This is a genomic window from Shewanella sp. 10N.286.54.B9, from assembly GCF_041468565.1.
In the GTDB taxonomy this organism is placed as follows: domain Bacteria; phylum Pseudomonadota; class Gammaproteobacteria; order Enterobacterales; family Shewanellaceae; genus Shewanella.
On sequence record NZ_JBFRIY010000051.1, the window covers coordinates 19,095 to 43,403 of the forward strand.

General features: G+C 43.5%; 23 protein-coding genes. 6 read left to right on the top strand and 17 right to left on the bottom strand.

Annotation, left to right across the window (positions count from 1 at the left end):
• Positions 1-93: 93 nt before the first annotated feature.
• The 12 genes from AB4135_RS17550 to AB4135_RS17605 all read right to left on the bottom strand — a co-directional run bounded on the left by AB4135_RS17550 (position 94) and on the right by AB4135_RS17605 (position 13,439).
• Positions 94-705 carry a YigZ family protein gene (locus AB4135_RS17550; protein ID WP_371994755.1) on the bottom strand — a complete coding sequence of 204 codons (612 nt, stop codon included), beginning with the start codon at positions 703-705 and terminating at the stop codon, positions 94-96.
• 57 nt (positions 706-762) lie between these two features.
• Complete coding sequence (gene pepQ / locus AB4135_RS17555; protein ID WP_371994756.1) at positions 763-2,085, bottom strand: Xaa-Pro dipeptidase; 1,323 nt, start codon at positions 2,083-2,085, stop codon at positions 763-765.
• 133 nt (positions 2,086-2,218) lie between these two features.
• On the bottom strand, positions 2,219-3,397 hold the full coding sequence (locus AB4135_RS17560) for a hypothetical protein (RefSeq protein WP_371994757.1): 1,179 nt from the start codon (positions 3,395-3,397) through the stop codon (positions 2,219-2,221).
• An 8-nt stretch (positions 3,398-3,405) separates the two neighbouring features.
• On the bottom strand, positions 3,406-4,230 hold the full coding sequence (locus AB4135_RS17565) for an outer membrane lipoprotein-sorting protein (protein ID WP_371994758.1): 825 nt from the start codon (positions 4,228-4,230) through the stop codon (positions 3,406-3,408).
• 7 nt (positions 4,231-4,237) lie between these two features.
• Positions 4,238-6,577 (bottom strand): RND family transporter, encoded by a 2,340-nt coding sequence (locus tag AB4135_RS17570; RefSeq protein ID WP_371994759.1) that lies wholly within the window; start codon positions 6,575-6,577, stop codon positions 4,238-4,240.
• Positions 6,574-7,635: a flavin-containing monooxygenase gene (locus AB4135_RS17575; RefSeq protein ID WP_371994760.1), complete on the bottom strand. Its 1,062-nt coding sequence runs from the start codon at positions 7,633-7,635 to the stop codon at positions 6,574-6,576. The genes AB4135_RS17570 and AB4135_RS17575 overlap by 4 nt, the downstream gene beginning before the upstream one ends.
• A gap of 1 nt (position 7,636) precedes the next feature.
• On the bottom strand, positions 7,637-7,900 hold the full coding sequence (locus AB4135_RS17580; protein ID WP_371994761.1) for an acyl carrier protein: 264 nt from the start codon (positions 7,898-7,900) through the stop codon (positions 7,637-7,639).
• Between the two features lie 27 nt (positions 7,901-7,927).
• Positions 7,928-9,607, bottom strand: a complete 1,680-nt coding sequence (locus AB4135_RS17585) for a fatty acyl-AMP ligase (protein ID WP_371994762.1) — start codon at positions 9,605-9,607, stop codon at positions 7,928-7,930.
• Positions 9,604-10,788 carry a cysteine desulfurase family protein gene (locus AB4135_RS17590; RefSeq protein WP_371994763.1) on the bottom strand — a complete coding sequence of 395 codons (1,185 nt, stop codon included), beginning with the start codon at positions 10,786-10,788 and terminating at the stop codon, positions 9,604-9,606. The genes AB4135_RS17585 and AB4135_RS17590 overlap by 4 nt, the downstream gene beginning before the upstream one ends.
• Positions 10,789-10,791: 3 nt before the next feature.
• Entirely contained in the window at positions 10,792-11,160 is a 369-nt protein-coding gene (locus AB4135_RS17595) for an iron-sulfur cluster assembly scaffold protein (protein WP_371994764.1), read from the bottom strand.
• A gap of 29 nt (positions 11,161-11,189) precedes the next feature.
• The gene (locus AB4135_RS17600) at positions 11,190-12,365 is read right to left on the bottom strand and encodes a hypothetical protein (RefSeq protein ID WP_371994765.1); all 1,176 of its coding nucleotides are present in this window, start codon (positions 12,363-12,365) and stop codon (positions 11,190-11,192) included.
• Positions 12,366-12,692: 327 nt separating this feature from the next.
• Positions 12,693-13,439: a helix-turn-helix transcriptional regulator gene (locus AB4135_RS17605; protein ID WP_371994766.1), complete on the bottom strand. Its 747-nt coding sequence runs from the start codon at positions 13,437-13,439 to the stop codon at positions 12,693-12,695.
• Positions 13,440-13,842: 403 nt separating this feature from the next.
• Between AB4135_RS17605 and fadB the strand changes: the two genes are divergently transcribed.
• Together fadB and fadA are read left to right on the top strand one after the other, a co-directional pair.
• Complete coding sequence (gene fadB, locus AB4135_RS17610) at positions 13,843-15,996, top strand: fatty acid oxidation complex subunit alpha FadB (RefSeq protein ID WP_371994767.1); 2,154 nt, start codon at positions 13,843-13,845, stop codon at positions 15,994-15,996.
• A gap of 18 nt (positions 15,997-16,014) precedes the next feature.
• Positions 16,015-17,178, top strand: coding sequence for an acetyl-CoA C-acyltransferase FadA (gene fadA / locus AB4135_RS17615; RefSeq protein ID WP_371994768.1), 1,164 nt, complete (start codon positions 16,015-16,017; stop codon positions 17,176-17,178).
• Between the two features lie 61 nt (positions 17,179-17,239).
• On the opposite strand, the gene AB4135_RS17620 is transcribed toward fadA, so the two are convergent.
• The 5 genes from AB4135_RS17620 to AB4135_RS17640 all read right to left on the bottom strand — a co-directional run bounded on the left by AB4135_RS17620 (position 17,240) and on the right by AB4135_RS17640 (position 22,071).
• A complete protein-coding gene (locus tag AB4135_RS17620) occupies positions 17,240-18,568 on the bottom strand; it encodes a transglycosylase SLT domain-containing protein (RefSeq protein WP_371994769.1) in 1,329 nt (442 codons plus the stop codon).
• 86 nt (positions 18,569-18,654) lie between these two features.
• Positions 18,655-19,251 (bottom strand): LPP20 family lipoprotein, encoded by a 597-nt coding sequence (locus AB4135_RS17625; RefSeq protein WP_371994770.1) that lies wholly within the window; start codon positions 19,249-19,251, stop codon positions 18,655-18,657.
• Positions 19,252-19,260: 9 nt separating this feature from the next.
• Positions 19,261-20,301: a hypothetical protein gene (locus tag AB4135_RS17630; protein ID WP_371994771.1), complete on the bottom strand. Its 1,041-nt coding sequence runs from the start codon at positions 20,299-20,301 to the stop codon at positions 19,261-19,263.
• Between the two features lie 33 nt (positions 20,302-20,334).
• Positions 20,335-21,306, bottom strand: coding sequence for an LPP20 family lipoprotein (locus AB4135_RS17635; RefSeq protein WP_371994772.1), 972 nt, complete (start codon positions 21,304-21,306; stop codon positions 20,335-20,337).
• Between the two features lie 15 nt (positions 21,307-21,321).
• A complete protein-coding gene (locus AB4135_RS17640) occupies positions 21,322-22,071 on the bottom strand; it encodes an ETEC_3214 domain-containing protein (RefSeq protein ID WP_371994773.1) in 750 nt (249 codons plus the stop codon).
• A gap of 276 nt (positions 22,072-22,347) precedes the next feature.
• Between AB4135_RS17640 and AB4135_RS17645 the strand changes: the two genes are divergently transcribed.
• The 4 genes from AB4135_RS17645 to AB4135_RS17660 all read left to right on the top strand — a co-directional run bounded on the left by AB4135_RS17645 (position 22,348) and on the right by AB4135_RS17660 (position 24,293).
• The gene (locus AB4135_RS17645) at positions 22,348-22,809 is read left to right on the top strand and encodes a GNAT family N-acetyltransferase (protein WP_371994774.1); all 462 of its coding nucleotides are present in this window, start codon (positions 22,348-22,350) and stop codon (positions 22,807-22,809) included.
• Positions 22,810-22,827: 18 nt separating this feature from the next.
• Complete coding sequence (gene ybaK, locus AB4135_RS17650) at positions 22,828-23,295, top strand: Cys-tRNA(Pro) deacylase (protein ID WP_371994775.1); 468 nt, start codon at positions 22,828-22,830, stop codon at positions 23,293-23,295.
• Positions 23,296-23,430: 135 nt separating this feature from the next.
• A complete protein-coding gene (gene tusA, locus AB4135_RS17655; protein ID WP_371994776.1) occupies positions 23,431-23,676 on the top strand; it encodes a sulfurtransferase TusA in 246 nt (81 codons plus the stop codon).
• A gap of 167 nt (positions 23,677-23,843) precedes the next feature.
• A complete protein-coding gene (locus AB4135_RS17660) occupies positions 23,844-24,293 on the top strand; it encodes an MOSC domain-containing protein (RefSeq protein ID WP_371994777.1) in 450 nt (149 codons plus the stop codon).
• Positions 24,294-24,309 lie beyond the last annotated feature (16 nt).

Sequence of the window (24,309 nt, forward strand, 5' to 3'; positions counted from 1 at the left end):
TGCATTTTCGCACACTTCTTAAGAATGTTCACAATCGTTTTACTTATAGCGGTCAGTATAAAGATTTGCTCTCTCAGCGAGAGTTTAGCCTCTTCAGTCATATAGTGCTTTTAACTGTCCTTGACTCATGGTGGCCAGCTCTATATTTAGCGTACTTTTAAAGCGCTTTGGTATGGCAAACTCAATACTGATATTTTCGGCAAAGACTTTATCTGCAATCACCACATCGAACTGTGAAAAAAGATGTTCAACATCTTTAAGTTGATGGTAACCACACACTAGATTTCCCGGATAGCGGATCTGCTTAAGATTAGTCTCTAGCTGCTGCAATCCCTTTTTCAAGCCTGAGCTATAAGCGCGTACCAATCCGCCAACACCTAGCTTAGTGCCTCCGAAATAACGGATAACCACTGCGCCAACTTCACCGATATTACTGCCTTGCAAAGCGGCCAGCATCGGCCGGCCAGCACTGCCCGATGGTTCACCATCATCACTTGAGCCAATATTGATACTATCGGACGGTGCACCGGCAACAAATGCATAGCAATAATGGCTTGCGCCAGGATATTCAACCTTTAGGTTAGTAAGTACACACTTAAACTCCAGTTCAGACTGACAGTGGAATATTTTTGAGATGAATCGACTATGCTTAATCTCTTCTTCGATCAATAAGCTACCCGCAGGGATCTGGTAGCTCTCACTCAAAATGAATGACTCATTACGTTTCTCAACATTAGTAAGCGTCTTAAAATAGACATATTGTTAGCGATTAAGACCAAAGTTCCGAGTCATATTCTCAGTTCGATCACTGTGCACAATGACATTATCTTCAATACGGATCCCACCAAATGGACGCAAGGTATCAACCGTATTCCAATTCACCTGCTGTTGGCGATTATCTTGCTTTAGTTCAGCCAATAATGAATCGATAATGTAAACACCTGGCTCAATGGTCAATACTTGATTCTCAGCGAGTGTTCGGGTGCAACGTAAGAATGGATGCGCATCAGGCGAGGCGATATGAGTCCCTTTGTCATCGGCAAGGAAACCTCCCATATCGTGTACTTGTAGCCCTAGCATATGTCCGAGACCGTGAGGGAAGAAAGCACTGGTGATCCCCTGCTCTACTAATCCCGCTGCATCACCAGATGCAATATCAAAATCTATGAGTATCTGCGCTAACTTATGATGGGTGGCAATATGTAGATCGATATAGCTAACGCCAGGTTTCATCATCGCAATAACCTGTAACTGCATACGATCCATAGCAGTGATCAAATCATCAAAAATATTCTTCTGGAACGCATAACTACGAGTGATGTCTGAAGCGTAGCCATGAAAATTAGCGCCAGCATCAATCAAAAATGACAGTCTCTGTGACGGTGATGCCTGCTCTAGTGCGGTATAATGTAATATGGCAGCGTTTTCATTTAATGCCACAATACTACTATATGGCACTTGATTTTCACCCTGAGAGATTGCACTTAGGTAAACTTGAAGGATCTCGAATTCGCTAGCACCATTATAGAAAGCCGTTTTCGCGGCTTGATGACCTGTCACTGCGATACAGTTCGACTTACGCATACACGCCAGTTCGTAGGCGGTTTTTTCGGCTCGGTGGTAATTCAGGTAACTTAATACCGAATCAGGGTTGCGTCGGTTGAAACCCAGTACATCTGCAACATCTAAATGTTCGCCAATATAAGCCCAATCATCAATATCTGCAGGTAAAAACTCAGCGACCTTATCAGCTTTAGTCAGGTACTTAATATCGACATAATCGGCCCAAAAGTCTGTTGGCTCATCGGCCACTTTATGCCAGAAATCAACCGGACGATAAAAAATAAGCGTCGGTTTATCGCGACCATTAACAACTAACCAAGAGTTGGGGTTATCGATCACCGGTAACCAAGCTTTAAAGTGAGGATTAACCTTAAATGGATAGTCCATGTCATCTAAAAACTGTCTATGGGGTTGACCAGAATGGATCACTAGGCCGGACAGATTTTCACGAGAAGTGATATCAGCGACACGACGATTTAACTCGCTAATGTGGTCGTGATAAAGATGCGCTAGCTGTTCCATGGTGGTTTACCTTATTATTTTATAGCTAAATATCAACGTTGGCTCAGTCTATCATAAGGTAGGTAAAACTCTAGATTTGTCACTGTGTCGATCGCCTCAACGTCTGTAAAGAAATCCCAGCAGAAACCTCACATTAAAAAGCATAATGCAGACTAAACTTGGCAAACTCTTCATTTTTCAAAGCGTACAAGCGTTTAGCATCAGCCGTCGCAGACAATACGCCCATAATCTTGGCTTTTATCCGTAAATAATCATTTAATCGATACTGGCAGCTTGCCTCTGCGTACTGACTCGCGTTGTCCATGTCATAGCTATATAACAGCCTTATCTGCCCACTATTCTCAGCAAACTCAAATTTAGTACCGAGAAAAAGGTCATTCTGCCCATGTGACTCAGCGCGATCCCCCCTATCATCAAACACATACTCTGCAATAACCACGAGCTCTTGCAGTGTATCTTCAAGTGCGTAAATGGGGTATTCAACTCCAATATTACTGGCAACAAAGCCACTATTAAGCTCGCGGCCGGTTTTAAACTCCCACTTATATGTTAATGAATCGCCAAGATATATCGCATCAAACAGTAGGTTTTCAGTTTGAAGGTAGAAGGGTGTTAGCTCGCCTGCTTGAGGTTGCTGCACCAGAAGAGGGTCTCGTCGAGTACCGTTAAAGTAGCCCACGGCAAACTCAAAATCATCAAGGTAAAACAAGCCTCTAGCAGCAATGCCGCCATTTTTATCATTGTCTTCATAATGGTTGGAATCTGAAATAGGTAACCCGTAAGCTGGACGAAGTGGAAACTCACGAGCGCTAAAATTGGGCAAAAAATAAAGGCCTATCTCACCAGCATGTAACCGATAACTTAATGAGGCAAAGGTCTGCCCCTGCTTCACCTTACTGTCTAGGCTTTCTTTTATATCTGATTGGTTAATCACATTCACAAGGTTTATTGATTCTGATACTCCCCAAAAGAAGGTATCCACGCCGGCAGCAGCACTAATATTGCCCCAGCGACCAGAGAGTTTTGCTTGGCGGATATCAGCATAGCGACGATGGTCATCAGCACTATCCCAGTTAGCAAAAAGCTTAGCATCAAACTTAACCACCCCAAAACGCTGAGAAGCCAGCACCTCACCGCGAGCGCCATAGGCTAAGTTATCGATAGTAATGTCAGGGGTTTGAGTCGGCTCAAAGTAGTAGCGAGATGTCGCTGCGATGTCGACATTTAAGCGTTCAAGTAATGGCTGTGCAGTAACTCCAGCACAGCTAACAGCAAACAATAAACCCAATGAAAAGTTAAGCAACAATCTCATCAACAAGGCTAATCCCCTATGCTGCTGCGATGAAAGTCTTGCTCAGACAAACCCGAGGCAAACACTATGCTTTGGTAACTCAACCTTGTCACCTTACCTGTTTGCACATTTACCATTTCAACTAAATCAGGTCGCCAATACTTGTCTTGATACAACTTAAAGTCAGATGCAGTAAATACTTTAAGTAGTGATTTTTTCCTATCGAAATACTTTATTTGAATAACTTTCTTATCTGTCTTTTCAATCCATAATTGCTGTTTGCTATAACCAGAATGTTTATCGACGGGAAAGCGCTCAATCACTTCACACTGCTTGCCGGCAAATTCATCGGCCTGAGCGCTAATTTCACTGCAAGGGCTGCTATAAAGATAGTTATAACTGTAATCAGCTAACTCTTTATTGGTCATATCTTCAAAGGAAAACTCACTACCAACAAAAGCACCCGCCTTATTTCTAGAACCTATACGTTTCACTCTACGTACCTCAGGCAGATATAACCATTGCTCATCTGATTTGGCTTTATCAGGATGAGTTAACAAAGCGGTACCATTAATATCAGCCGGAAAAGTAAACTTGATAAGCGATTTATCCCCTTCGGCGACATTCTCCAGAATGCTAATATCTAATTTACGGGTAGTGGTCGCTCCAGCCTTACTTTGCAGCTCCATAGTTAGTATCGCTCGGCTATCCATAAAGCCCTCATCTCGTAGCTCAACGGCACTAGCAATCGCATAACCTTGCTGCTCACTGGCAGTATCCGCACTGCTATGTGCTGCAAAAATAAAGCTGTAGCTACAGACAAAACTAACAAACACAAATTTATGTTTTTTCATTTAATACTCACTTTGCTTGATCCAATGTCAGTTGTGGTTGCCCTGCATATTGCGGCAAACGGCGCATAAATTTTAAAACGATGGCGGGTAATACGATGAGATCAAACAGCAGAGCCAACACTATGGTGCCACTGGTGAGCAAGCCCATTTGGGCGTTCTTTTCGAAAGAGGAACTCGACAGCAACATAAAGCCGACAATCAGCAAGATAGAACTAATCACAATCGCACTCATCGTATGCTCGAAGGTATTAGTAACACTCTGCTCAGGGGTTAAGCCTCGCTTTAGCCCTGCAATATATTGATAAAGAAAATGCACGGTATCATCGACAATAATCCCGATAGCCATCGCCGACACACCCGCCAATCCCATCGAAATATGCCCTTGTATGCAATACCAAAAACCGAAAGCTGCGCCAACTGGGATGAGATTGGGAATGAGGGTCAAGATGCCAATATAGAACGAGCGAAATACCGCTGTTAGCGCCACCGAAATAACCAGAAAGGCAACAAATGCCCCCTGCAGTAAACTGAAAATATTACTCTGACCCACATGCGAGAAAATAAGAGAGGGGCTGGAGTATTCGAACGTAATCTTTTGCATTTTATTTTGCTGCAGCCAGTCGGCAACTCTCGCTTCGAACGCTAACATTTCAACCGAAGTCATATTGCTTAATCGAGCAGTTAACTTAAGTGAGGATTTATCGAAGCTCACTTGGTTACCGGCATCTTTACCAAAAGGCAGCGACATCTCATACAGCAGGAACTGTTGCGCTGCTATTTTCGCAGTTGTGGGTATTTGATAAAACTGACTCTGATCACCATGCATCAACTGATTAAGCCGCTTAATCCGGTGCAGCGGGCTATCAGTAATCACCACCTCTTTTTGAGCCAATAGCCAAGCATCAAACTGCTCGACAAAACCTAAATATGAGGGTGAAAAAATACCATTCTCTTGATGGCTCGATAACGAGTAACCAATGTTGTATAGCCCTGAAAAATGCTGATCGATCTCCTCAGCTTGAACCCTAAAAGGCACGCTCTTGTTAAAATATTTAATGAGGTCATCATCGGTTTCATTTAGAAAGCTCAACGAGGCAAATACAACACTGATAGGTAAAAAGATAAACAGAATTGGGTTTCGATAGCGGATAACTATACTTGCCAAGCCATTCATTCGCTCAAAGATGCTAGTCACTAGCGTTTGCTTATTGGATATTCGAATTAATAGCAGTAACCTTGGCAACAAGGTAAACGACAGCATAAGCGAGAACATCACCCCAAACGCGACAATATTACCAAGATCGCGAAACGGTGGAGAATCACTAGCGTTCATCGCAAGAAAACCAATAACTGTGGTTAAGTGACTCACAATTATCGGCTTAGCATTATGCTGATAGGAACTCAGCACGGCATCAAATTGTGAATGACCCAGTATCAACTGTCGCTTTACATAACTGATAATATGTATGCTCGAGGCTACTATCACGGTAAACATAATGATTGGTGCGGAAACCGAAGGAGCAGAAAGGTCAATCCCCAGCCAGCCTGCGAGCCCTAATGCTCCCAACAATGACAACACCAATACCACAAGGATACTCAACGCAGCTTGCGCCGATCCAAGAATAACGCCAGCAGCAACCAGTACAAACACGATCATTAATGGAATCAGGGTGGTAAAATCGGTTTTGGCCGCCTTAAAAAACGCGCCATTCATGGTAACCAGCCCGGTGACATAAAACGAGTGCTCAGGATAACGCTGCTCGAACAGTGCAATATCGGCTTCTACCGCCTGCATAATGGCCAATATTTCCGCTTTATGATTCTCACCAGGAAGTAGAGTGGTTACATTAATGGCCGTATACAACCCATCTCTCGTCACCAGACTATCAAGCAGATCTCGCTCACCTTCAGCGGCTCGCTTGATAAAGTTAACCCTTGCTAGATCCAACTGTTCCTGTTCATATAGCAACTCTTCAATTTCAATGTTATCGCCATCAGCCCAGCTAAAAGGATAGTTAGTCAGCGAATCCACGCGGGTAGAAAAAGGCGTGTGCCATAGACGATCTGTAAGCTGATAAACCAACGATAGAGTTTCAATGTTATAGATCTGCCCCTGCTTAGGTTTAATCATAATAAAAACATTATCAGTCGCAGTATAAGTCGCGTCCATCTGCTCTAACGTCTGCAGATCTGTATCGTTGTCATCAAAAAATATTTTGTAGTCGCTAGCGAGTCCCATATCCTTCAGGCCAACAATACAAATGCTGGTAAACGATAGGCAAATGAGTAACATCATTAAGGCTGCCTTTGAGGTCAACATTTTTTGCCATAGAGTGTCCGTACTCATAGCGATCTCCTTTGCTTAATGAAAGCTTCGACTAAAGCCACAACGGAGTTAACATCTTTTTCTACTCCAAGGATCAGCTCAGATGCACGGCAACTAAGCCATTTACGTCCAACAACAAACAAGCCGGGTTCAGGAGAGCGGCCATGTTCCTGCACAAAACCTTGCCCATCAACACACTCAGGGATGGTTAACCAATCAGTGTTATCGCGGTAACCTACCGCCCAGATAACCACATCAACACCATCTAAACGACCATCGTGAAAGTAAACCCGGCGATCAGCAGCTCGAACCATGCGGCCTTTAAGTGATACACCTAACGCGCGTAAGCCCGCATTATTAAATTCACCACAAGGAACCGGGTTACGCTTTTGGAGCATACGCGCAACCTTACTTTTGCGGTCTGCAAATAAAACCCCCGCTAACTTTAACCACCAAAAAATGTCGCGCCCAAGAACTTCATTAGGGGGAAATGTACGCTTACCACCTTGTGACAGCGTGACCTTACAGCGACTGGCAAGCCCACCAGCAATTTGCCGACCAGTAGCGCCATCACCAACCACTAAGACTCTGGCATTACTCTTAATTTCAGCTAATGATGTTAAGTTTGAGCTATGTTGGATAACACGATTTGATAAGCCATCAGCAAGCTTTGGAATAAGTGGAGACTGGTTAGCTCCGGTAGCGTTAATCACTGTTCGAGCTGATAGCAACAATCCGTCATCTGTTTTTATCAGAAAAACCCCATCTACTTTTTCCATCGAGACAATGCCACTTTGCTGCCTGATATTGAGTTCGAATGTTGCTGCATAACGACGTAAATAATCCGCCATTTCAATAAAGGACGGGAATCCCCACTGCTCTCCAGGAAAAACTAAACCTGGTAGTTGGCAAAATTGTCGTGAGGTAAACAACTTCATACCTTCAAGGCGGTTATCCCATACTTGGCCAATAGCATCTCGTTCCAAAACAAGGTAACTAAGCCCCTGCTCTTGCAATCTCTTAGCCATAAACAATCCGTTCTGGCCAGCGCCAACAACCACTACATCAATCAAAGACATACTAAGTAATCTCTTTGACTTGCAGGTATTTGGCCTCTAAAAACTGCAATAGAGAGTTAATCGTCGGATAATCAAAAGCGATGGTTGGTTCAATTTCTGTTTCAGTATGATCTTCAATTATGCTCGACAATTGCACATGCCCTGTTGAATCTAAACCTAGCCGAGAAAACGATGTATCCAAGTGCTGCTCGACACTAAACTCTTCGATAGCATCGGTCAGGTAAAGAGTTATATCTTCAGTTAGGGTCTGTTTACAAAATTTCACTGTTATTTCCTTTAACAAATTTTGAGTTTATAAAAGTGCACTACAAGCGGTTCGCTTCACTTTACCGCTAGTGGTTTTTGGGATAGTGCCAGGTGGGACGACTAAGATACGGTCTAGGGCAATCTCGTGCTCTTCGGTTACCAAAGCTTTAAGATCGTCCATCAATTGACGCAGCGGTTTATCTGATAACGCCTGCCGACTCACCTCGACAACTGCGGCAAGCTTGGCTTTAGAGTGTCCATTAAATGTAAACACCGCGGCGCCATTACCTTTGGCAGCATAACGATACGAGCGACAAGTACGCTCAATATCATAGGGATAGAGGTTTCGACCGCGCACAATAAGCAGCTCTTTAATCCGACCAGTAATATAGAGCTGCCCATCCAGAATGAAGCCCATATCACCAGTACGCAGGTAAGGGGTCGCATCGCCATTAGAAAGTTTCGCGTGGAAGTTGCTTGCTGTTTTCGCTGTTTGATTTAGGTAACCGACTGCAACTGAGTCACCCGCTATCCAAACTTCTCCGGTTTCATTAGAACGGCAGATCTCAAATGTTTCAGGGTTAACAATACGGACGGTAAAATCCTTATTAATCGCACCGCAACACACCACTTTGGCGCCATCAGGCTTAACCTCTACTCTGCCTAACTCAAATGATGCCTTATCTAGCGAAAGCGATTGCACCCCAGTCCCTTGAGGGCCGCCGGAGACAAACAGTGTTGCTTCCGCCATACCATAGCTTGGAAAAAAGGCATTTTGATCAAAACCCAAATGGTAGAATCGATCTGAAAACTGCTGCATGGTTACAGCACTAACAGGCTCAGAACCATTCAAAGCAATCTTCCAACAACTTAAATCTATATCAGACAAATCTTCAGACTCACGAATTAAATTAACGCAGTGCTCATAACCAAAGTTAGGCGCAGCAGAGCAGAAAATGCGATATTGTGAAATCAACTTTAACCAACGACTTGGTCGCTGAATGAAGCTCATTGGCGGCATGAAAACGTAACGACCTGCTAGGTACAGTGGTAACAGCATGTGCCCAACTAATCCCATATCATGGAACTGCGGCAACCATCCGCCAACAATAGCGCCTTTAGGATGCAGACAAGATGCCTGCATCACTTGCATGTTATGTATCAGATTACCATGAGTAACCATGACTCCTTTGGGGCTAGAGGTAGAGCCGGAAGTATATTGAATGAAGGCGACAAGCTCTGGTGAGACGGGTGCAATATCTATCTCTTCTAGCGTGCGATAGTGTTCATCAATCCATATAAAATCAGATTCATGGCCACCGCTAACCGCTATTAATTGCTTAGATAAGGTTTTCTGAGTATCTGCAGTGGTAAGAATCGCCTGCACTTTGGCGTCTTCTAAAATAGTGAGTGTTCGCTCAAACTGCTTCGCATTACGGGTGACATTAAGCGGTACCGCAATCACCCCTGCGCGCATACAGGCAAGGAAATCGACGATGAATTCAAGTCCAGAGGGAAATAGCAGTGCAATATGCTTCTCTTGATAACCGAGTCTAACCAACAACCTAGCTCTAGACTCAACTCTGTTGATTAACTCTCCATAAGTTAGGTGAATTGCAGTTTCTGGGCCTCTTGGCTGAAAGGAGCAAGCGATGGTTTCAGGCTCATTAAATGCATGCTCACGGATCACATCCATCAATAGCGGTGTACCTTGTGTTAACCTCATGACACTTCACAACCACTAATACGCAGTAACTGCTGTACTTCAATAACCAAGGCGTCGACAAACTTACTGACTTGCTTGGCATCAGTGAAGCAACCAAAGCTGATCCTAATCGCGCCTAACACTCGTTCCTCAGTGAGCCCCATCGCCGTTAACACATGAGATAGCTGCTGAGTTTTATTATTGCTGCAAGCTGAGCCCACAGAAATAATAAAGCCGTGCAACATCTCCATTCTCAAAGCCAAAGCTTCTCCACGTATTCCGTCGATCGAGATATTTAGCGTATTAGATAGTGCAGACTCATAGTCTGTCGTGCCATTAAAAACGAGAGCGATAGGGGCCGCTTCAAGCAACGCTATCATCTGATTTTTAAGCCTAAAGCAGTGACTGTCCCAATATACTAATTCTCGCTTGGCTTCTTCTGCGGCAACCGCAATCCCAGTCATAGCAACAATATTTTCTGTACCAGAGCGCATAGAAAACTCTTGCCCACCACCATGGATCAAAGGTTCGATCGCGTCTCTATCCTTAATATAAAGACAACCCACTCCCTTTGGGCCATAGAATTTGTGCGCCGACAGCGATAGATAGTTAACTCCAAGCTGCTCCACATCAATCAGACGCTTACCAACAAACTGCACCGCATCGACATGTACAGGCACTTGCTTCTCTGCGGCTATTTTGCAAATCTGTTCAATCGGCTGAATAGCACCCGTTTCATTATTGGCGTACATAATGGTGACAAGTTGGGTATCAACAGTTAACGCTGACTCAAACTCTTTAAGGCTAATATGGCCCGCAGCATCTGGTTGCAAATACGTTACACTGAAGCCGAGATGTTCAACACAGTAGCGCACTGTATCAAGCACCGAAGCGTGCTCAATGGAAGTGGTTATAATGTGGCCTGGTCGACGAAGGTGTTTAAACAACACCCCTTTTATCGCCCAATTATTTGCTTCTGAACCGCCAGAGGTAAAAAAGATGCGTTCAGGCCTCGTCATTAATAGATCAGCTAAGTTATTTCTAGCTTCAGATATAGCAGAACGACTATTTGCTGAGTATCGATTAGGGCTAGAAGGGTTGGCAAATAAGCTGATGGAAGGTTGCATTGATAACGCCACCCCTTCGGAAATAGGAGTGGTAGCATTGTAATCGAAGTAGCCTTGCAGATGCTCTTGATTCACGGCCTATACCTCTACCAAAGATACAGCAAGAATGAGCTCTTGATGTAACTCAATAAGTATATTGATGCAGTGCTGCTGTGACGGTTCCAGCTCGCCCAACATCTCCGAAATTTCAGTGCTTTCCCGAGCAGAAATGGCTTCTATCGACAGGCCTATAATCGATTCACAGAAGATATTTGCAGTGGCAACTGACGTAGCACAGCCCCAAGCTCTAAATCTGCTGTCGCGGATATAATCTCCATCAAGCTCTACCTGCATGTGAATCCGGTCACCACAAACAGGGTTACCAATCTCAAACTTGTAATCAGCAGATTCCAAATCACCGACAAACTTAGGGTTACTAAAGTTATCGACGATAATATCGTTATACATAGCTCAGCCTCTCTAGGTTATAGCGGTTGTTAAGACACGATGGGACAAGTTGATTGCTGCTCGACCTCTAGGTCATCCAGCCGCTTATCAAGGTTGACTGCACAACATCCAAACTCTTTAGATTCAGGCAAGCGCATTACATATTGCATCCGCTGACCACTGCGATCACTATCATTAGTTTTTGGCAACAAGCGCACTAAATCTTCAGTCAAAATGAAACCAGGGGTAGAGCGCGATAGTGGATCGAGAATGGCCAATTGACCAACCTCACCTAAGCTAACTTCCCTATCTAAATTTTTAGGGTCTCGCACCGAAAAGTGAACAAAAGGTGATACATGCTTGACGCCATTCTCATCATCAATAGCAATGACATTGGACTCAACAAGCGCATAGACATCGCGGATCTGCTCCTCTCTAACACCGAGATACTCAATACATTCCTGATTAAATTCAGCTCTTGAAAGCATCTCACCACTAAAACGTTTCCAACCGCCTAGAGTGATCACAAAGGTATTTTTGTCTAACTTGAGTCGCGTATTAGTCGCCTTTAAATAGCGGATAAATCGATTTATAAGGAACGGTGGCCCAATAATGTGACGATCAAATGTGCCGCTCCATTGTTGCAGCTGCTCAAGAGCATCTTCAGGGGCGAAGGTTTCATTTTTAACCATAAATTTATGGGTATCTAACAAGCCTGCAAGCAGGTTAAGCGCTTTAATCATCCCCATTTCAGGGATCTCTTCAGTCGATGGGCATAGATATAACCCCGCCCCTTTTGATAGTTTTAAAAACTCGCGATACATGGCGTAGATACCTAAAATCGCATTATCCACCGTTTCACTGCAACGTCGCGATACACTCGGAATACCTGACGTTCCAGTGCTGCGCATCTCTAGCTCAATAGCGTTTAATCCTTTTGATAACAGCTTATAACTATCATTGGCTTTAAAAAGATGAATAGGGATTAAAGGAATTTTAATTAAGTCATCGGCAGTTAAAATCTGCGATGGTAAGACGCCTCTAGAGTCGCAAGCATGGCGAAAAAACTCATTATGCTGATAATGAAATTTAAATGATTCAACGACCAATGAATGCTTAAACGACAGCAAATTATCTTCACTCATTGCATACAACTGCCCCACAGAAGATAGCGCAACCTTTACAGGATCAAGCCCTGCCTGCTCGAGTGTTTTATATAATTCCATTTAGTTGTAATCGCCTTAGTTAGTAGAGACTTAATGCGAAAAACCTAGCAAATTTATATCGAGAGCTTGCTAAGCTGCACGCGGTGTATATGTAATAATTTTTGTTGAAGTTCAATAAAAAGGGTGTTGCGACCAAACAAGGGAGGAATGACCCCAACACCTACAGTTGCTGAAGTCGTTTTAGATCAAAAAACCTGAAATATCGACACAAACAATTGTAAAACTATTGTTACTAAGTATATGACTGGGGGGTAACTTGAAACTTGAACAAACTGGCTAACTTTTAGCGGTATTGATGACCAAAACTAATAGTGATCAATAAATATTCTAACGTTCTTTAGAGGAAAAGAGAGTTCTAGCCTGCTGAATAGAGATGCCAAACATAGCTCTAAAAGTCCGGCTTAAGTGAGCGCTATCGGCAAAGCCGGTTAAATGTGCCGATTCAGTTGCACTGTGACCGGACATCATTGCAGTGATAGCACAGGACAAACGGCGCCACCTAAGATAAGGACGCCAAGCAATCCCCATTTCATTGCGAAATAAATGCCTAAAACGACTCTCTGACATAGCTAACTCATTAGCAATATCACTAGCACGCCAGCGGGCAGGTTTCTGACAGCCACCTTGTAAGCACCTATCGAGTTTAGCCAGTAGAGTCTGAATTCGACGATCAAGTGTTGAAGTTAATTTGGGATCAACACTTAAAGAGAGGTTTAGCGCGCTAAACAAAGGGGTTAGTTGCGTATTTGGATTACTTTTAGGGTGCTCGTTGATATATGGGGCAAGTAAAGGTTCAAATTGGACGACCTCTTTCCCGTCTATCATCTGCCGCAGTTTTACACCAAGTTCACATTGAGGCTCAATCAATAATATCCAACCTTCATCGAGTTGCAGCTTATGCTCAACTTGCGAATCAATGATCAGGTTGCCCGTTGTATTTCCACCGCGCCATTGGCAAGAAGAAGCCCCTCTCGCCCATACTAGCTGTACAGCGTGATGGCGGTGCAATGCAGTATCAAGTGCTGCACCGTAGGTGATTAACACTCCATGTCGAATCCAAACTCGTGGTTTCAAAATCCCCCCATAATTCAGCGAATAACTGCGCGCCTAAAAGCCCACTATACTCAAACTACCTCAACAAGCGCGCTTTGCAAGTTAGAAAACTTCACTGTCAGTTTTTAAGCTGAACAATTCAGCTCTTCAAACAACAAGGCAAGGCTTGAGCGTTATATATTTACAACAACAAATTGTAACAGCGCATCACCTACAAAAGAATAAACCACTGTTTAATAACAACTAAAATAAACGAGCAAACAGAAATCGAACAAGTGTTTAAATTGGGTGTTGTAATTTTTTGTGATTAGTCGCACACTGAGCAACAACTGGTCAAATGATGGCCGAAGCTGCCGGAAACAAAGAGAGTTATATTGATTCTAAAAAGAGTGAATATTTAACTTACGCTATAAGGAAGCAAGCAATGATCTACCAAAGCCCTACAATTGAGGTTGAGTTACTTGAGGACAACATCGCTCATTTGTGTTTTAACGCACAAGGTTCGGTCAACAAGTTCGATAGAGAAACCATCGACTCTTTAAATGCTGCACTCGACAGCATCAAGCAAAACAACAGCATTAAAGGTTTGATGCTGACCTCAGCTAAACCAGCATTTATAGTTGGTGCTGACATCACAGAATTTTTAGGTCTCTTTGCTGAAGAAGATTCAGTACTTATGACTTGGTTGGAAGATGCAAACGTCGTTTTCAACAAATTGGAAGATCTGCCCTTCCCAACGATTTCAGCAATCAACGGCTTTGCCCTTGGTGCAGGATGCGAAACTATTCTAGCGACAGATCTTCGAGTCGCAGACACAACTGCTCGCATCGGTTTACCTGAAACTAAGCTAGGTATTATCCCAGGCTTTGGTGGCACAGTTCGATTGCCACGCGTAGTGGGCACAGATAACGCACTGGAGTGGATTACCTCAGGTAAGGACCAGCGTCCAGAAGCAGCATTACAGGTTGGCGCTATCGATGCTGTTGTAGCACCAGAGCAGTTGCAAAGTGCAGCGCTAAAAATGCTTAAAGATGCTATCGCAGAGAAACTAGACTGGCAAACCCGCCGTGCTAAAAAGCTGGCACCACTAACACTTCCTAAGCTAGAAGCGATGATGTCATTTGCAACTGCAAAAGGCATGGTATTTAAAGTTGCAGGTAAGCACTACCCAGCGCCAATGGCTGTAATTAGTGTTATTGAGCAAGCAGCACAACTTGACCGCGCAGGCGCATTAAAAGTTGAACATCAAGCATTCTTAAAGCTGGCTAAAACCGAAGTTGCTCAAGCACTGATTGGCATTTTCCTTAACGACCAATTAGTTAAAGGTAAAGCTAAAAAAGCTGGCAAACTGGCTAAGAAAGTAAATTCTGCCGCAGTATTAGGTGCGGGCATTATGGGTGGTGGCATCGCTTACCAAAGTGCTAGTAAAGGCACCCCGATTGTAATGAAAGATATTGCCCAACCCGCACTCGACCTAGGTTTGGGCGAAGCATCTAAACTGCTAACAGCGCAAGTAAAGCGTGGGCGCTCTACCCCAGCCAAAATGGCCGCGGTACTCAACAATATCACCCCTGCACTCGATTATGCGCCAGTTAAAGATGCTGATGTGGTGGTTGAAGCTGTCGTAGAGCACCCAAAAGTTAAATCTATGGTGCTAGCTGAAGTCGAAGAGCATGTTAGTGAAGATGCAATCATCACCTCAAACACTTCAACGATTTCAATCAATCTGCTGGCTAAGAGCCTTAAAAAGCCTGAACGCTTCTGTGGTATGCACTTCTTTAACCCTGTGCACAAAATGCCGCTAGTAGAAGTTATTCGCGGCGAAAATAGCTCAGATGAAACAGTGGCATCAGTTGTTGCTTATGCTAGCAAGATGGGCAAAACGCCAATCGTTGTTAATGACTGCCCAGGCTTCTTCGTTAACCGCGTTCTTTTCCCATACTTTGCTGGTTTTAGTGGCCTGCTTGCCGATGGCGCTGATTTTGCTGCTATTGATAAAGTGATGGAGAAGCAATTTGGCTGGCCAATGGGCCCTGCTTACCTACTGGATGTTGTCGGTCTCGATACTGGTCACCACGCCCAAGCAGTAATGGCTGAAGGCTTCCCAGAGCGTATGGGTAAAACCGGTAAAGATGCTATTGATGTGATGTTTGAGGCCGAGCGTTTTGGTCAGAAAAACAATAAAGGCTTCTATCAATACTCAGTTGATCGTCGCGGTAAGCCGAAGAAAGATTTAGACCCGACTAGCTACGCATTACTACAAGCTGAGTTTGGTGAACAAAAAGCCTTTGAGTCTGATGAAATAATCGCTCGCACAATGATCCCAATGATCATTGAGACTGTACGCTGTCTTGAAGAAGGAATTATCGCTTCGCCTGCTGAAGCAGATATGGGCTTAGTTTACGGCCTTGGTTTCCCACCATTTAGAGGCGGTGTATTCCGTTACCTAGATACCATGGGTGTAGCTAACTTTGTGGCGCTTGCCGACAAATATGCACACTTAGGTGGTCTATACCAAGTCACCGACGCTATGCGTGAACTCGCCGCCAACAATGGCAGCTACTACCAGCAGGCTTAAGCAGCAAGGATTAGAACAATGAAAAACGCCGTTATCGTAGATTGCATTCGTACTCCAATGGGCCGTTCTAAGGCGGGTGTATTTAGAAATGTACGTGCAGAAACTCTTTCTGCAGAGCTAATGAAATCGCTTCTAGAGCGTAACCCAAAGCTTGATCCAAATACCATCGAAGACGTGATGTGGGGTTGTGTGCAGCAAACCCTAGAACAAGGTTTCAATATTGCCCGAAATGCGGCATTGCTTGCAGGCATTCCTAAGCAAGTTGGCGCTGTAACCGTTAACCGCTTGTGTGGTTCATCTATGGATGCACTACATCAAGCAGCACGTGCCATCATGACAGGCCAAGGCGATACCTTTATCGTAGGTGGCGTTGAGCACATGGGTCACGTGCCAATGAACCACGGTGTCGACTTCCATCCAGGTCTTGCTAACAATGTTGCTAAAGCATCTGGCATGATGGGTCTTACCGCAGAAATGTTAGGTAAGATGCACGGTATTACCCGTGAGCAGCAAGATGCTTTTGCAGTGCGATCACATCAACGTGCTCAAGCAGCAACCGTTGAAGGCCGTTTTGCTAATGAAATCGTCGCTATTGAAGGTCATGATGCTGATGGTGCACTGATTAAAGTTGAACACGACGAAGTTATTCGCCCAGAAACCTCAATGGAATCACTATCAGGTCTACGACCTGCATTTGACCCAGCTAACGGAACAGTGACTGCCGGTACCTCTTCAGCGCTTTCAGATGGCGCCTCTGCCATGCTAGTGATGGAAGAAGAGAAGGCTAAAGAGCTTGGCTTACCGATTAGAGCACGTATTCGCTCAATGGCGATTGCCGGTTGTGATGCAGCGATTATGGGTTACGGCCCAGTACCTGCAACTCAAAAAGCACTTAAGCGCGCAGGTCTCACTGTTGATGATTTAGATGTTATTGAGCTAAACGAAGCGTTTGCCGCGCAGTCTCTACCTTGTGTTAAAGACCTAGGTTTGATGGATGTGGTTGACGAAAAGATTAACCTCAATGGAGGCGCGATTGCACTGGGTCACCCATTAGGTTGTTCTGGTACTCGTATCTCGACTACCTTGATTAACCTGATGGAAGCTAAAGATGCTAAATATGGTCTAGCGACCATGTGTATTGGTTTAGGCCAAGGTATCGCAACCATCTTTGAACGCCCATAACCATGAGTTAATCGTTCATAAAAAAAGCCAGCATCAGCTGGCTTTTTTATTACTCAAAATATCAAATCTTGTTTTGATAAAGTTCGATACGGCTACTGACTTTCTTCAGATAATGTTTAGTTTCGTCATAAGGAAGATTATGGAGTAGGTGCTGATAAACTTCATCTGGCGCCATCTTATTAATCACCTTAGCTGCCTTTCTAATATTTCTCGCACCATCGGCATTAAACGCTTTAGCAACGTTACCCGCGCCAGTGTTGTACGCAGCAATCATGCAGTACAAACGGCTCTCGTCATTTTCAATTGATTTAAGGTAGCGCTTATTCAAAATATTAAGGTAAGCGGCGCCCGTTTCTACATTCACATCAGGAACGTACAAGTCACCAGAAGACATTGGTTCACTGATCTTTCTAACGATTTGATTAACATCATAGCCCGCTGTAGTTGGCACAATTTGCATCAAACCATAGGCTGGAATTGGCGAGGTTGCCTTAGGGTCAAAACTCGACTCAGAATGAATAACCGCCATAATTAGTGCTGATGAAATTTGCCACCTTTTGCCCTCCTCTTGGGCAAAATCGACAACGGCATTCGCTCTCGAACTCAATCCATTTTTAGGTAATTTTACTTTGTATTCGACAATCTTCTTTGTCGTTAGCTTTGCCGTCTTTTCAGCACGCTGCTTATCGTAATCATCAGCTAAGCTAATTAGCCGTTCTTTGGCTACAGCAAGTAACTTTTTCTTTTTCTGAATAGTGACTTGCTCAATCATATCGATAGATAAGTTGTCAGCTTTGCTCAGTTGTACCTTATCCGACTCTTTATCTATTTCAACTAACTGTGCTTTTGTTTGCTCGATGATGACCTGTTTAGCCTGCTTCTCATTTTCAGCAGAAAACGCTACCGGAATAACTTCAACAGCAGAAACAGCTTGTGGTTCAAGCGCTATAATGACTTTAGATACATTCGAGTCTGGATTTGCAGCTAACGCTTCTACTTGTGTGCTAAGTTCAGCTTTTGCCTCTTCATCGCTAGTATTACTATCAACCAGCATTGAAACTGTGACTTCATTGTTAGCATAGTCGATGATAGATTTGACAGTTTGGTCAGCGGAATATTCAACACTCTTATGTGGCTCAGAGACATCGCCAACGCCCCACTTCTTGATAATTTCAGCTCGGTACTGGTCGAACTCTTTAAGGTATTCAACTCGCCAGCTCTCATATTCAGCCATATAAGCAAAAACAAAATCTTGATATTCCTTATCCATTTGCTCTTGAGTGAAATTGGCTTTATCTATTTCAGTATCAATCTCAGCAAAGCGATCCGCAGCAAAAACCGACGGCACACTCAGCATTAAGGCCATCACACCTGTTAAACGAGTTTTCATTATTGAATCCTTTCATTACTACCGTGAAAAATACTTGGCGAAAAATGAGAGGGAAGCAAATAGCCTCCCTCTTTCATTTCTAAGTACTAAAGTTTTTGTAACGTTGAAAGCACCGCATCCAGCTCTTCTGCGGCTTTCTTGTTATTAAACTTATTCCACAATTCAGGATCTTTCTTACCCGCTGCAGCAACCACTTTAGCTAGGTTGTCATCATAAGTCGCTTTATCCATCCCCACGAGCGTATAAAGCCCGCCACCTGGACTGCGCTGCGTAACAACCACCCGGCTATTAGACAAAGTACGGCTAGTAACGTTTTTAGTCACCGACTCAAAATATTCGTTAACCTCTTCAGACACGCTTTCAGTGGTCGAGATCACATTCGCTTTGGTTGCTTGCTTGAACAACGTATTTACGTTTGATTCGAATTGCTGCGCCAATCGAGCACGCGCATCATTAGTGGCAACATCGCGCATAATACTTAGGCCAGCAACACTCTTCTTAGCGTAACCAACCGCTCCCATCTCGATACCTTCAGGCATAACATCGCACACCCAACGCGGCGCGCTAACGGTTGGAGCATCAGGGTAAAAACAGTCGACCTGCTGCACATTTTGTACTGTATCGTTACTTGAACAACCACCTAGCATTGCCAAAACGGCTGCTGTAATTAATACTTTTTTCATTTTAATCCCTTAAAAGCTAAATGTTTTTGACATTGTTTCTGATGTTTTATGGCATAAACTAGCGAAAATAGACATGTCATTACATGCATCTTCAAACTTCACTTTAACGGTATCGCCACGCTTTACTTTTCCAGCCATATCATTATCGATAATAACCCAAGAATGGTTTGGTTTTATGCCATGCTCAGCATTGTTAATGACCTCACCTTCGCCATAACCACTGGTTTCGATTTCAATTTCACCGGCATAATTGGTGACTTTCTCATGAGTAATAAAATCGACTTCCCATTCAGGTTCAACCCCATGACGACTGCCCATATCGATACGCACCATAGTACCCGCATCACATTGACGCATCTCAACAACGCCAGCTCTTGGGGCCAATAAGTTCTTCAAATCATCATTGCGAGTAACCGCATACTTAGCGGCTTCAGCGATCATACTGCGCATTTGGTCTTGAGAGATTGGGCAGCGTGAATTACTTGTATCAAATGAGAAGTCACTGTCCCCTTCGAATTCGATTTGATCTAACGTCAACATATCAGGTAATGAAACCGCTCTAGTACTAGCTTCAATAGTTGCTTTGAAGTTGCACGAGGCAGCCACTCGAACCCGCTTATCCTTGATTGGATCATAGGCTTCATGAGCAGCTTTAAACTCGCGAGAAAAGTTAGCAACGCCAATATCGGTAAAGATAGCAAAGTCTGCTACAGGAACGCCTTCAGAACTATATATGCCACTCGCTTCAGCTATCTGTAACTCTGATTTCAATTTTTTAGCTAAACTTCGATCGACGATTTTTGATCCAGTCTTATCGACCTGCTTAGTGAGCGATTGATGAAAAGATGCAGTAATATTTTTGGCTGTCATCGTATCAACTTTTAGATCTGGCTCAAAAATAATGACTTTAGTGCTAGCAGTGCCTTTAACCACATGATCACTTACAGGTAATTCAACTCGAGTCGATGCTGAACAAACATTAGGGCCAGTTGACTTACAACCAGTGACAGCGGTTAACACGGCTAACGCAACAAAAGCTTTTTTAAACATATTGATATCCCTAATTCAATTATAAAAAACTAACTAAAGCCCTAAAGCTTTCCAAAAATCCTGCTCTTTTAACTCGGCAGAGAAACGGCGAGAGGCACCTTCATCGGCGCGCTCGTAACTGGTTACAGAATTAGCATTAGCTATAATTTCATTGCTAGCCAAAGTAATGCCACTCTGATTTTTAAGTATTAAATTTACTTGGACGGTTGAAATATACATATCTGAAATGTAATTTTTACGCCAATCAGTATCTAGAATAAGCTGATGACTAAAGTTGCTTGATGGGCCATCGACAACCTGAATATCAAAATCGGTAAAATGAGCCGTCACTGATTTTTTCATCCATTGATCATTTGGCTTAGCAGCTATTGCTACTTTTATGCCTGCATGCACCTCAGCGACTTTTTCTTTTAGTGCTGGGATGAGGTTATCTGGACGACTGCTGCCTGCTGGCGACAAAGCTACCAACATAGATAAGCGGCTAGCCATGCTGCGCTCAAGCGAACTCACATCAACATTTTTTAACCACCACAGCAGAGGGTCTACCCGTGGCAAGCTGTCGAGTTCAAACTGCGCTTGTTGATTGTAGCTTTCTATATCGGCAAGCAGTTGCGTTCTAACTTTTGCCTTATCAACCACGGCCTCAACATAAAACGTGCTACCCACTTGTTGAGCTTTTGAGAAAACAACGCCATTCAGTACAACTGCAGACGTCTTGGTATTCACGCTAAAATCATTTAGCTGCTGATAATGCTCCTGACCATTAATGTCGTTAGCAATATTACGACTTAGACCTTTCGATTTAACTTCCGTCCAAAGCTGCTGATTAAGCGCACTCATCGCCTTTTGCTTTGCTTTATCAAGTGATGCAGCCTCACCGACAGCAATGAGTGATGCACCACTTGTCGCTACAGGGTTCAAATACCAATCAGGGGCTTTACTTGTTGATTGGCAAGCCACGACTAAGGTCAGCCCTAAAAATATAGCGCTTAGTTTTAGATTCATACTTCATCCTTGATGTTAATCTATTTTTAAAAGGGTCTTATATTCAAAGTGTGTTAACAGCCCTTCGATCATTACGTTGGGCGCAAGCTCAGTAACTGCAAAATAGTTTGGAGTAAGTTTGCGGCTTGTGGATAATGCAGCGGTCACATCTGCAACACCGCGATCTAGGTCAGCATTTAATTTTTTTACCGAGCTACGATCACTAGCGCTGAAATTGCCATAATTTACAGCCCCTAAGATAAGGTTGTAGAACATCGCCTTTTTACCTAAATCATGGGATTCTGCGTAATACTCAATATTATTGGCATCAGAGAAGTAACTATCAGTTTGAGAAAAATATTGCTCAAGCGGCGTCGATAATAGTGTCTGCGCTGTATAAGGTACTGAGACTTGGAAATCGGTATTTAAGCCGACAATAGCGTAGCCTGATAAACGCTTATCTTTGATGGCTAACGTGAGTTGGTATTTTTTATTGCCGTAATAGAAGTAGACAATCTCGGAGTCCAATTTGGACTTTTTGGACACGTGTGGTTTACCAAAGATACTGGTAACGTAAGCTTGAGTTTGCCCGACATGCAGAGTAGAAATATGCTTGTACTCGATGTCGTTTGTCCAGTTTGCGACAAATGCTTCATAGGCACTGCTGACAGCATCTTTAGTGTCATTCCACTGCCCTAGTGACAACATTACCGCAACAACGGTCAACGCTATACTTTGCAGTTTACTCCAGAAACTCACCTTGGTAGGCTTCTCAGCATTATCCATGTCGACTTAATCATCCTTGAATCAATATATAAGAGGAGCACCCCCTCAACTAATAAACTCAATGTAACACAACAACTTAAAGTAAGTTAAGTAAAAGTTCTAATTTGTAGCAAAACAGATAAAACGTTCATACAGCGGCTTTTATAACGTCAGCAACTGTGTATATTGGCTGCTTAACAAGATAAAAAACCATCCTAACGAGCCTAAGTTCGCACCCTAAAACTTTAGCAACTGTTAAATCTGTGCGCTGAATACGTATTTGGAGAACACTAACATATGCAACTACTTTTACTCTCTGAAACACCTGAGGCTATAGCGCAAATAGCAAAATGGTATAGCGACGAATGGGGTTATATTGGCGCTGGTCGCAGTACAAGCGAACTAGAGCTAAAACTCGCTGATTACCTCAACAGCGACAAGTTGCCACTGATCATTATTGCACAGGAAAAAAACAAGTTAATAGGTGCAGCCCAGCTGCGCTTTCATGAAATGGATATCTATCCAGATAGAGATCATTGGCTAGGAGGTGTATATGTGGAAGCCTCTTCAAGAGGACAAGGCGTTGCTGAAAGATTAATTGGAGCGATTATCAACAAGGCAAAGGCATTAGGGGTGACAAGTTTAAACCTACAGACAGAAGACAAGAGTGGAGGCCTTTATACTAAACTAGGCTGGCAAGCTGTAGAACAGGTTACCTATCACGGTATAAAAGTCTTAGTTATGGAAAAATCAATTTGATTTGAGCAAGGTTAAATTATGACTCCAGCAATAGACTTACTGATTAAACAGAAAATACCTCACCAACTGCATGAGTATCAACACGACCCCGCCTGCCAAGCATATGGCTTAGAAGCGGCACAAAAAATCGGTGTACCTGTAGAGCGGGTCTTTAAAACCTTAGTGGTAAAACTGGATGCAAAGCAATTGGCTGTTGCCATTATTCCCGTCGCAGAGAAACTGAGCATGAAAGCGGTAGCCAAGGCAGCTAAAGCTAAAAAGGCAGTAATGGCAGAAGCGACCGACGTTCAGCGTAGTTCTGGTTATGTATTAGGTGGCGTCAGTCCAATAGCGCAAAAACGACTACTGCCAAGCTTTATCGATGACTCTAGCAGCACGCTAGAAACTATCTATATTAGCGGCGGGCGCAGAGGTTTAGACATCGCATTATCGCCGACAGATTTAAAGCAACTGATTAGGGCTAGTTACGCCCCCCTTACAGCTTGATGCACAATGTTCCACGTGGAACATCTAGCTTATAGTAAACAGAGTCAATCTCACAAAACCCAGTAATCTGTTTGGATAAACACGGGCTCTGGAGTAATATTAGCCACTTCTGTTTAATCGTTCTTCCGAGGCATTATGAGCGACCAATTTAATAACGCACAACACCAACTCGATGCACAAGGGCTTAGATGTCCTGAGCCAGTGATGATGGTGCGAAAATCCGTAAGACGAATGAGTGATGGTGAAACATTATTGATTATTGCCGACGATCCAGCAACCACACGTGATATACCAAGCTTTTGTGAATTCATGGATCACACACTAATCGCCAGTCAGACAGAAGCCACTCCTTACCAGTATTTGATAAAGAAAGGCCTTTAGTTATTATAGCCACCCTACTTGGATCAGTTTGTTTCAGACGCAAAGAGCTGGCTCATTCTTAGGCGCATTGGCGTAGAAATGCTAATCTGCCACAACCAAATGAACAAGCATAATGTGAACATATTCAAGTAAGATGGAAGTATCACCCGGACAAAAGGATTTACCCGATGACTAAACTAATTGCTATTGCATATAAAAATGAAAAGCGTGGTGCGATGATCACAACTGAGAGCGCAAACGTCACTCAAAAAACTGGTGTCGAAAATGATATTTTTGGCCGCCCTGGTAAACGTCAAGTAACAGTGATGTCACTACAGCAATGGCAACAAGCCTGTAATGAGATAGATAAAAACCTCCCTTGGTTTACCCGTAGAGCAAACCTGTTAGTTGACGGCTTAAGCTTTTCAGCACAAGACCAAGGCAAACAGCTTGTCATCGGCGAGCTTATTCTCGAGATAACTGGTGAGACCGATCCATGTAAGAAGATGGAGATGGCTTACCCTGGTCTAGAAAAAGCATTGTTGCCAGATTGGCGAGGCGGTGTCACCTGCCGTGTATTAAACGATGCTAGCATTGCGATAAATGACCCTGTTTCCCTAACAGCATCTACCGAATAAAACTCATACCAATTGG

Excerpts from the sequence above, each read along its gene's own strand:
- pepQ (WP_371994756.1), bottom strand. The coding sequence starts at position 2,085 with ATGGAACAGCTAGCGCATCTTTATCACGACCACATTAGCGAGTTAAAT.
- AB4135_RS17560 (WP_371994757.1), bottom strand. The coding sequence starts at position 3,397 with ATGAGATTGTTGCTTAACTTTTCATTGGGTTTATTGTTTGCTGTTAGC.
- AB4135_RS17565 (WP_371994758.1), bottom strand. The coding sequence starts at position 4,230 with ATGAAAAAACATAAATTTGTGTTTGTTAGTTTTGTCTGTAGCTACAGC.
- AB4135_RS17570 (WP_371994759.1), bottom strand. The coding sequence starts at position 6,577 with ATGAGTACGGACACTCTATGGCAAAAAATGTTGACCTCAAAGGCAGCC.
- AB4135_RS17575 (WP_371994760.1), bottom strand. The coding sequence starts at position 7,635 with ATGTCTTTGATTGATGTAGTGGTTGTTGGCGCTGGCCAGAACGGATTG.
- AB4135_RS17585 (WP_371994762.1), bottom strand. The coding sequence starts at position 9,607 with ATGAGGTTAACACAAGGTACACCGCTATTGATGGATGTGATCCGTGAG.
- AB4135_RS17595 (WP_371994764.1), bottom strand. The coding sequence starts at position 11,160 with ATGTATAACGATATTATCGTCGATAACTTTAGTAACCCTAAGTTTGTC.
- AB4135_RS17600 (WP_371994765.1), bottom strand. The coding sequence starts at position 12,365 with ATGGAATTATATAAAACACTCGAGCAGGCAGGGCTTGATCCTGTAAAG.
- fadB (WP_371994767.1), top strand. The coding sequence starts at position 13,843 with ATGATCTACCAAAGCCCTACAATTGAGGTTGAGTTACTTGAGGACAAC.
- fadA (WP_371994768.1), top strand. The coding sequence starts at position 16,015 with ATGAAAAACGCCGTTATCGTAGATTGCATTCGTACTCCAATGGGCCGT.
- AB4135_RS17620 (WP_371994769.1), bottom strand. The coding sequence starts at position 18,568 with ATGAAAACTCGTTTAACAGGTGTGATGGCCTTAATGCTGAGTGTGCCG.
- AB4135_RS17625 (WP_371994770.1), bottom strand. The coding sequence starts at position 19,251 with ATGAAAAAAGTATTAATTACAGCAGCCGTTTTGGCAATGCTAGGTGGT.
- AB4135_RS17630 (WP_371994771.1), bottom strand. The coding sequence starts at position 20,301 with ATGTTTAAAAAAGCTTTTGTTGCGTTAGCCGTGTTAACCGCTGTCACT.
- AB4135_RS17635 (WP_371994772.1), bottom strand. The coding sequence starts at position 21,306 with ATGAATCTAAAACTAAGCGCTATATTTTTAGGGCTGACCTTAGTCGTG.
- AB4135_RS17640 (WP_371994773.1), bottom strand. The coding sequence starts at position 22,071 with ATGGATAATGCTGAGAAGCCTACCAAGGTGAGTTTCTGGAGTAAACTG.
- AB4135_RS17645 (WP_371994774.1), top strand. The coding sequence starts at position 22,348 with ATGCAACTACTTTTACTCTCTGAAACACCTGAGGCTATAGCGCAAATA.
- ybaK (WP_371994775.1), top strand. The coding sequence starts at position 22,828 with ATGACTCCAGCAATAGACTTACTGATTAAACAGAAAATACCTCACCAA.
- tusA (WP_371994776.1), top strand. The coding sequence starts at position 23,431 with ATGAGCGACCAATTTAATAACGCACAACACCAACTCGATGCACAAGGG.
- AB4135_RS17660 (WP_371994777.1), top strand. The coding sequence starts at position 23,844 with ATGACTAAACTAATTGCTATTGCATATAAAAATGAAAAGCGTGGTGCG.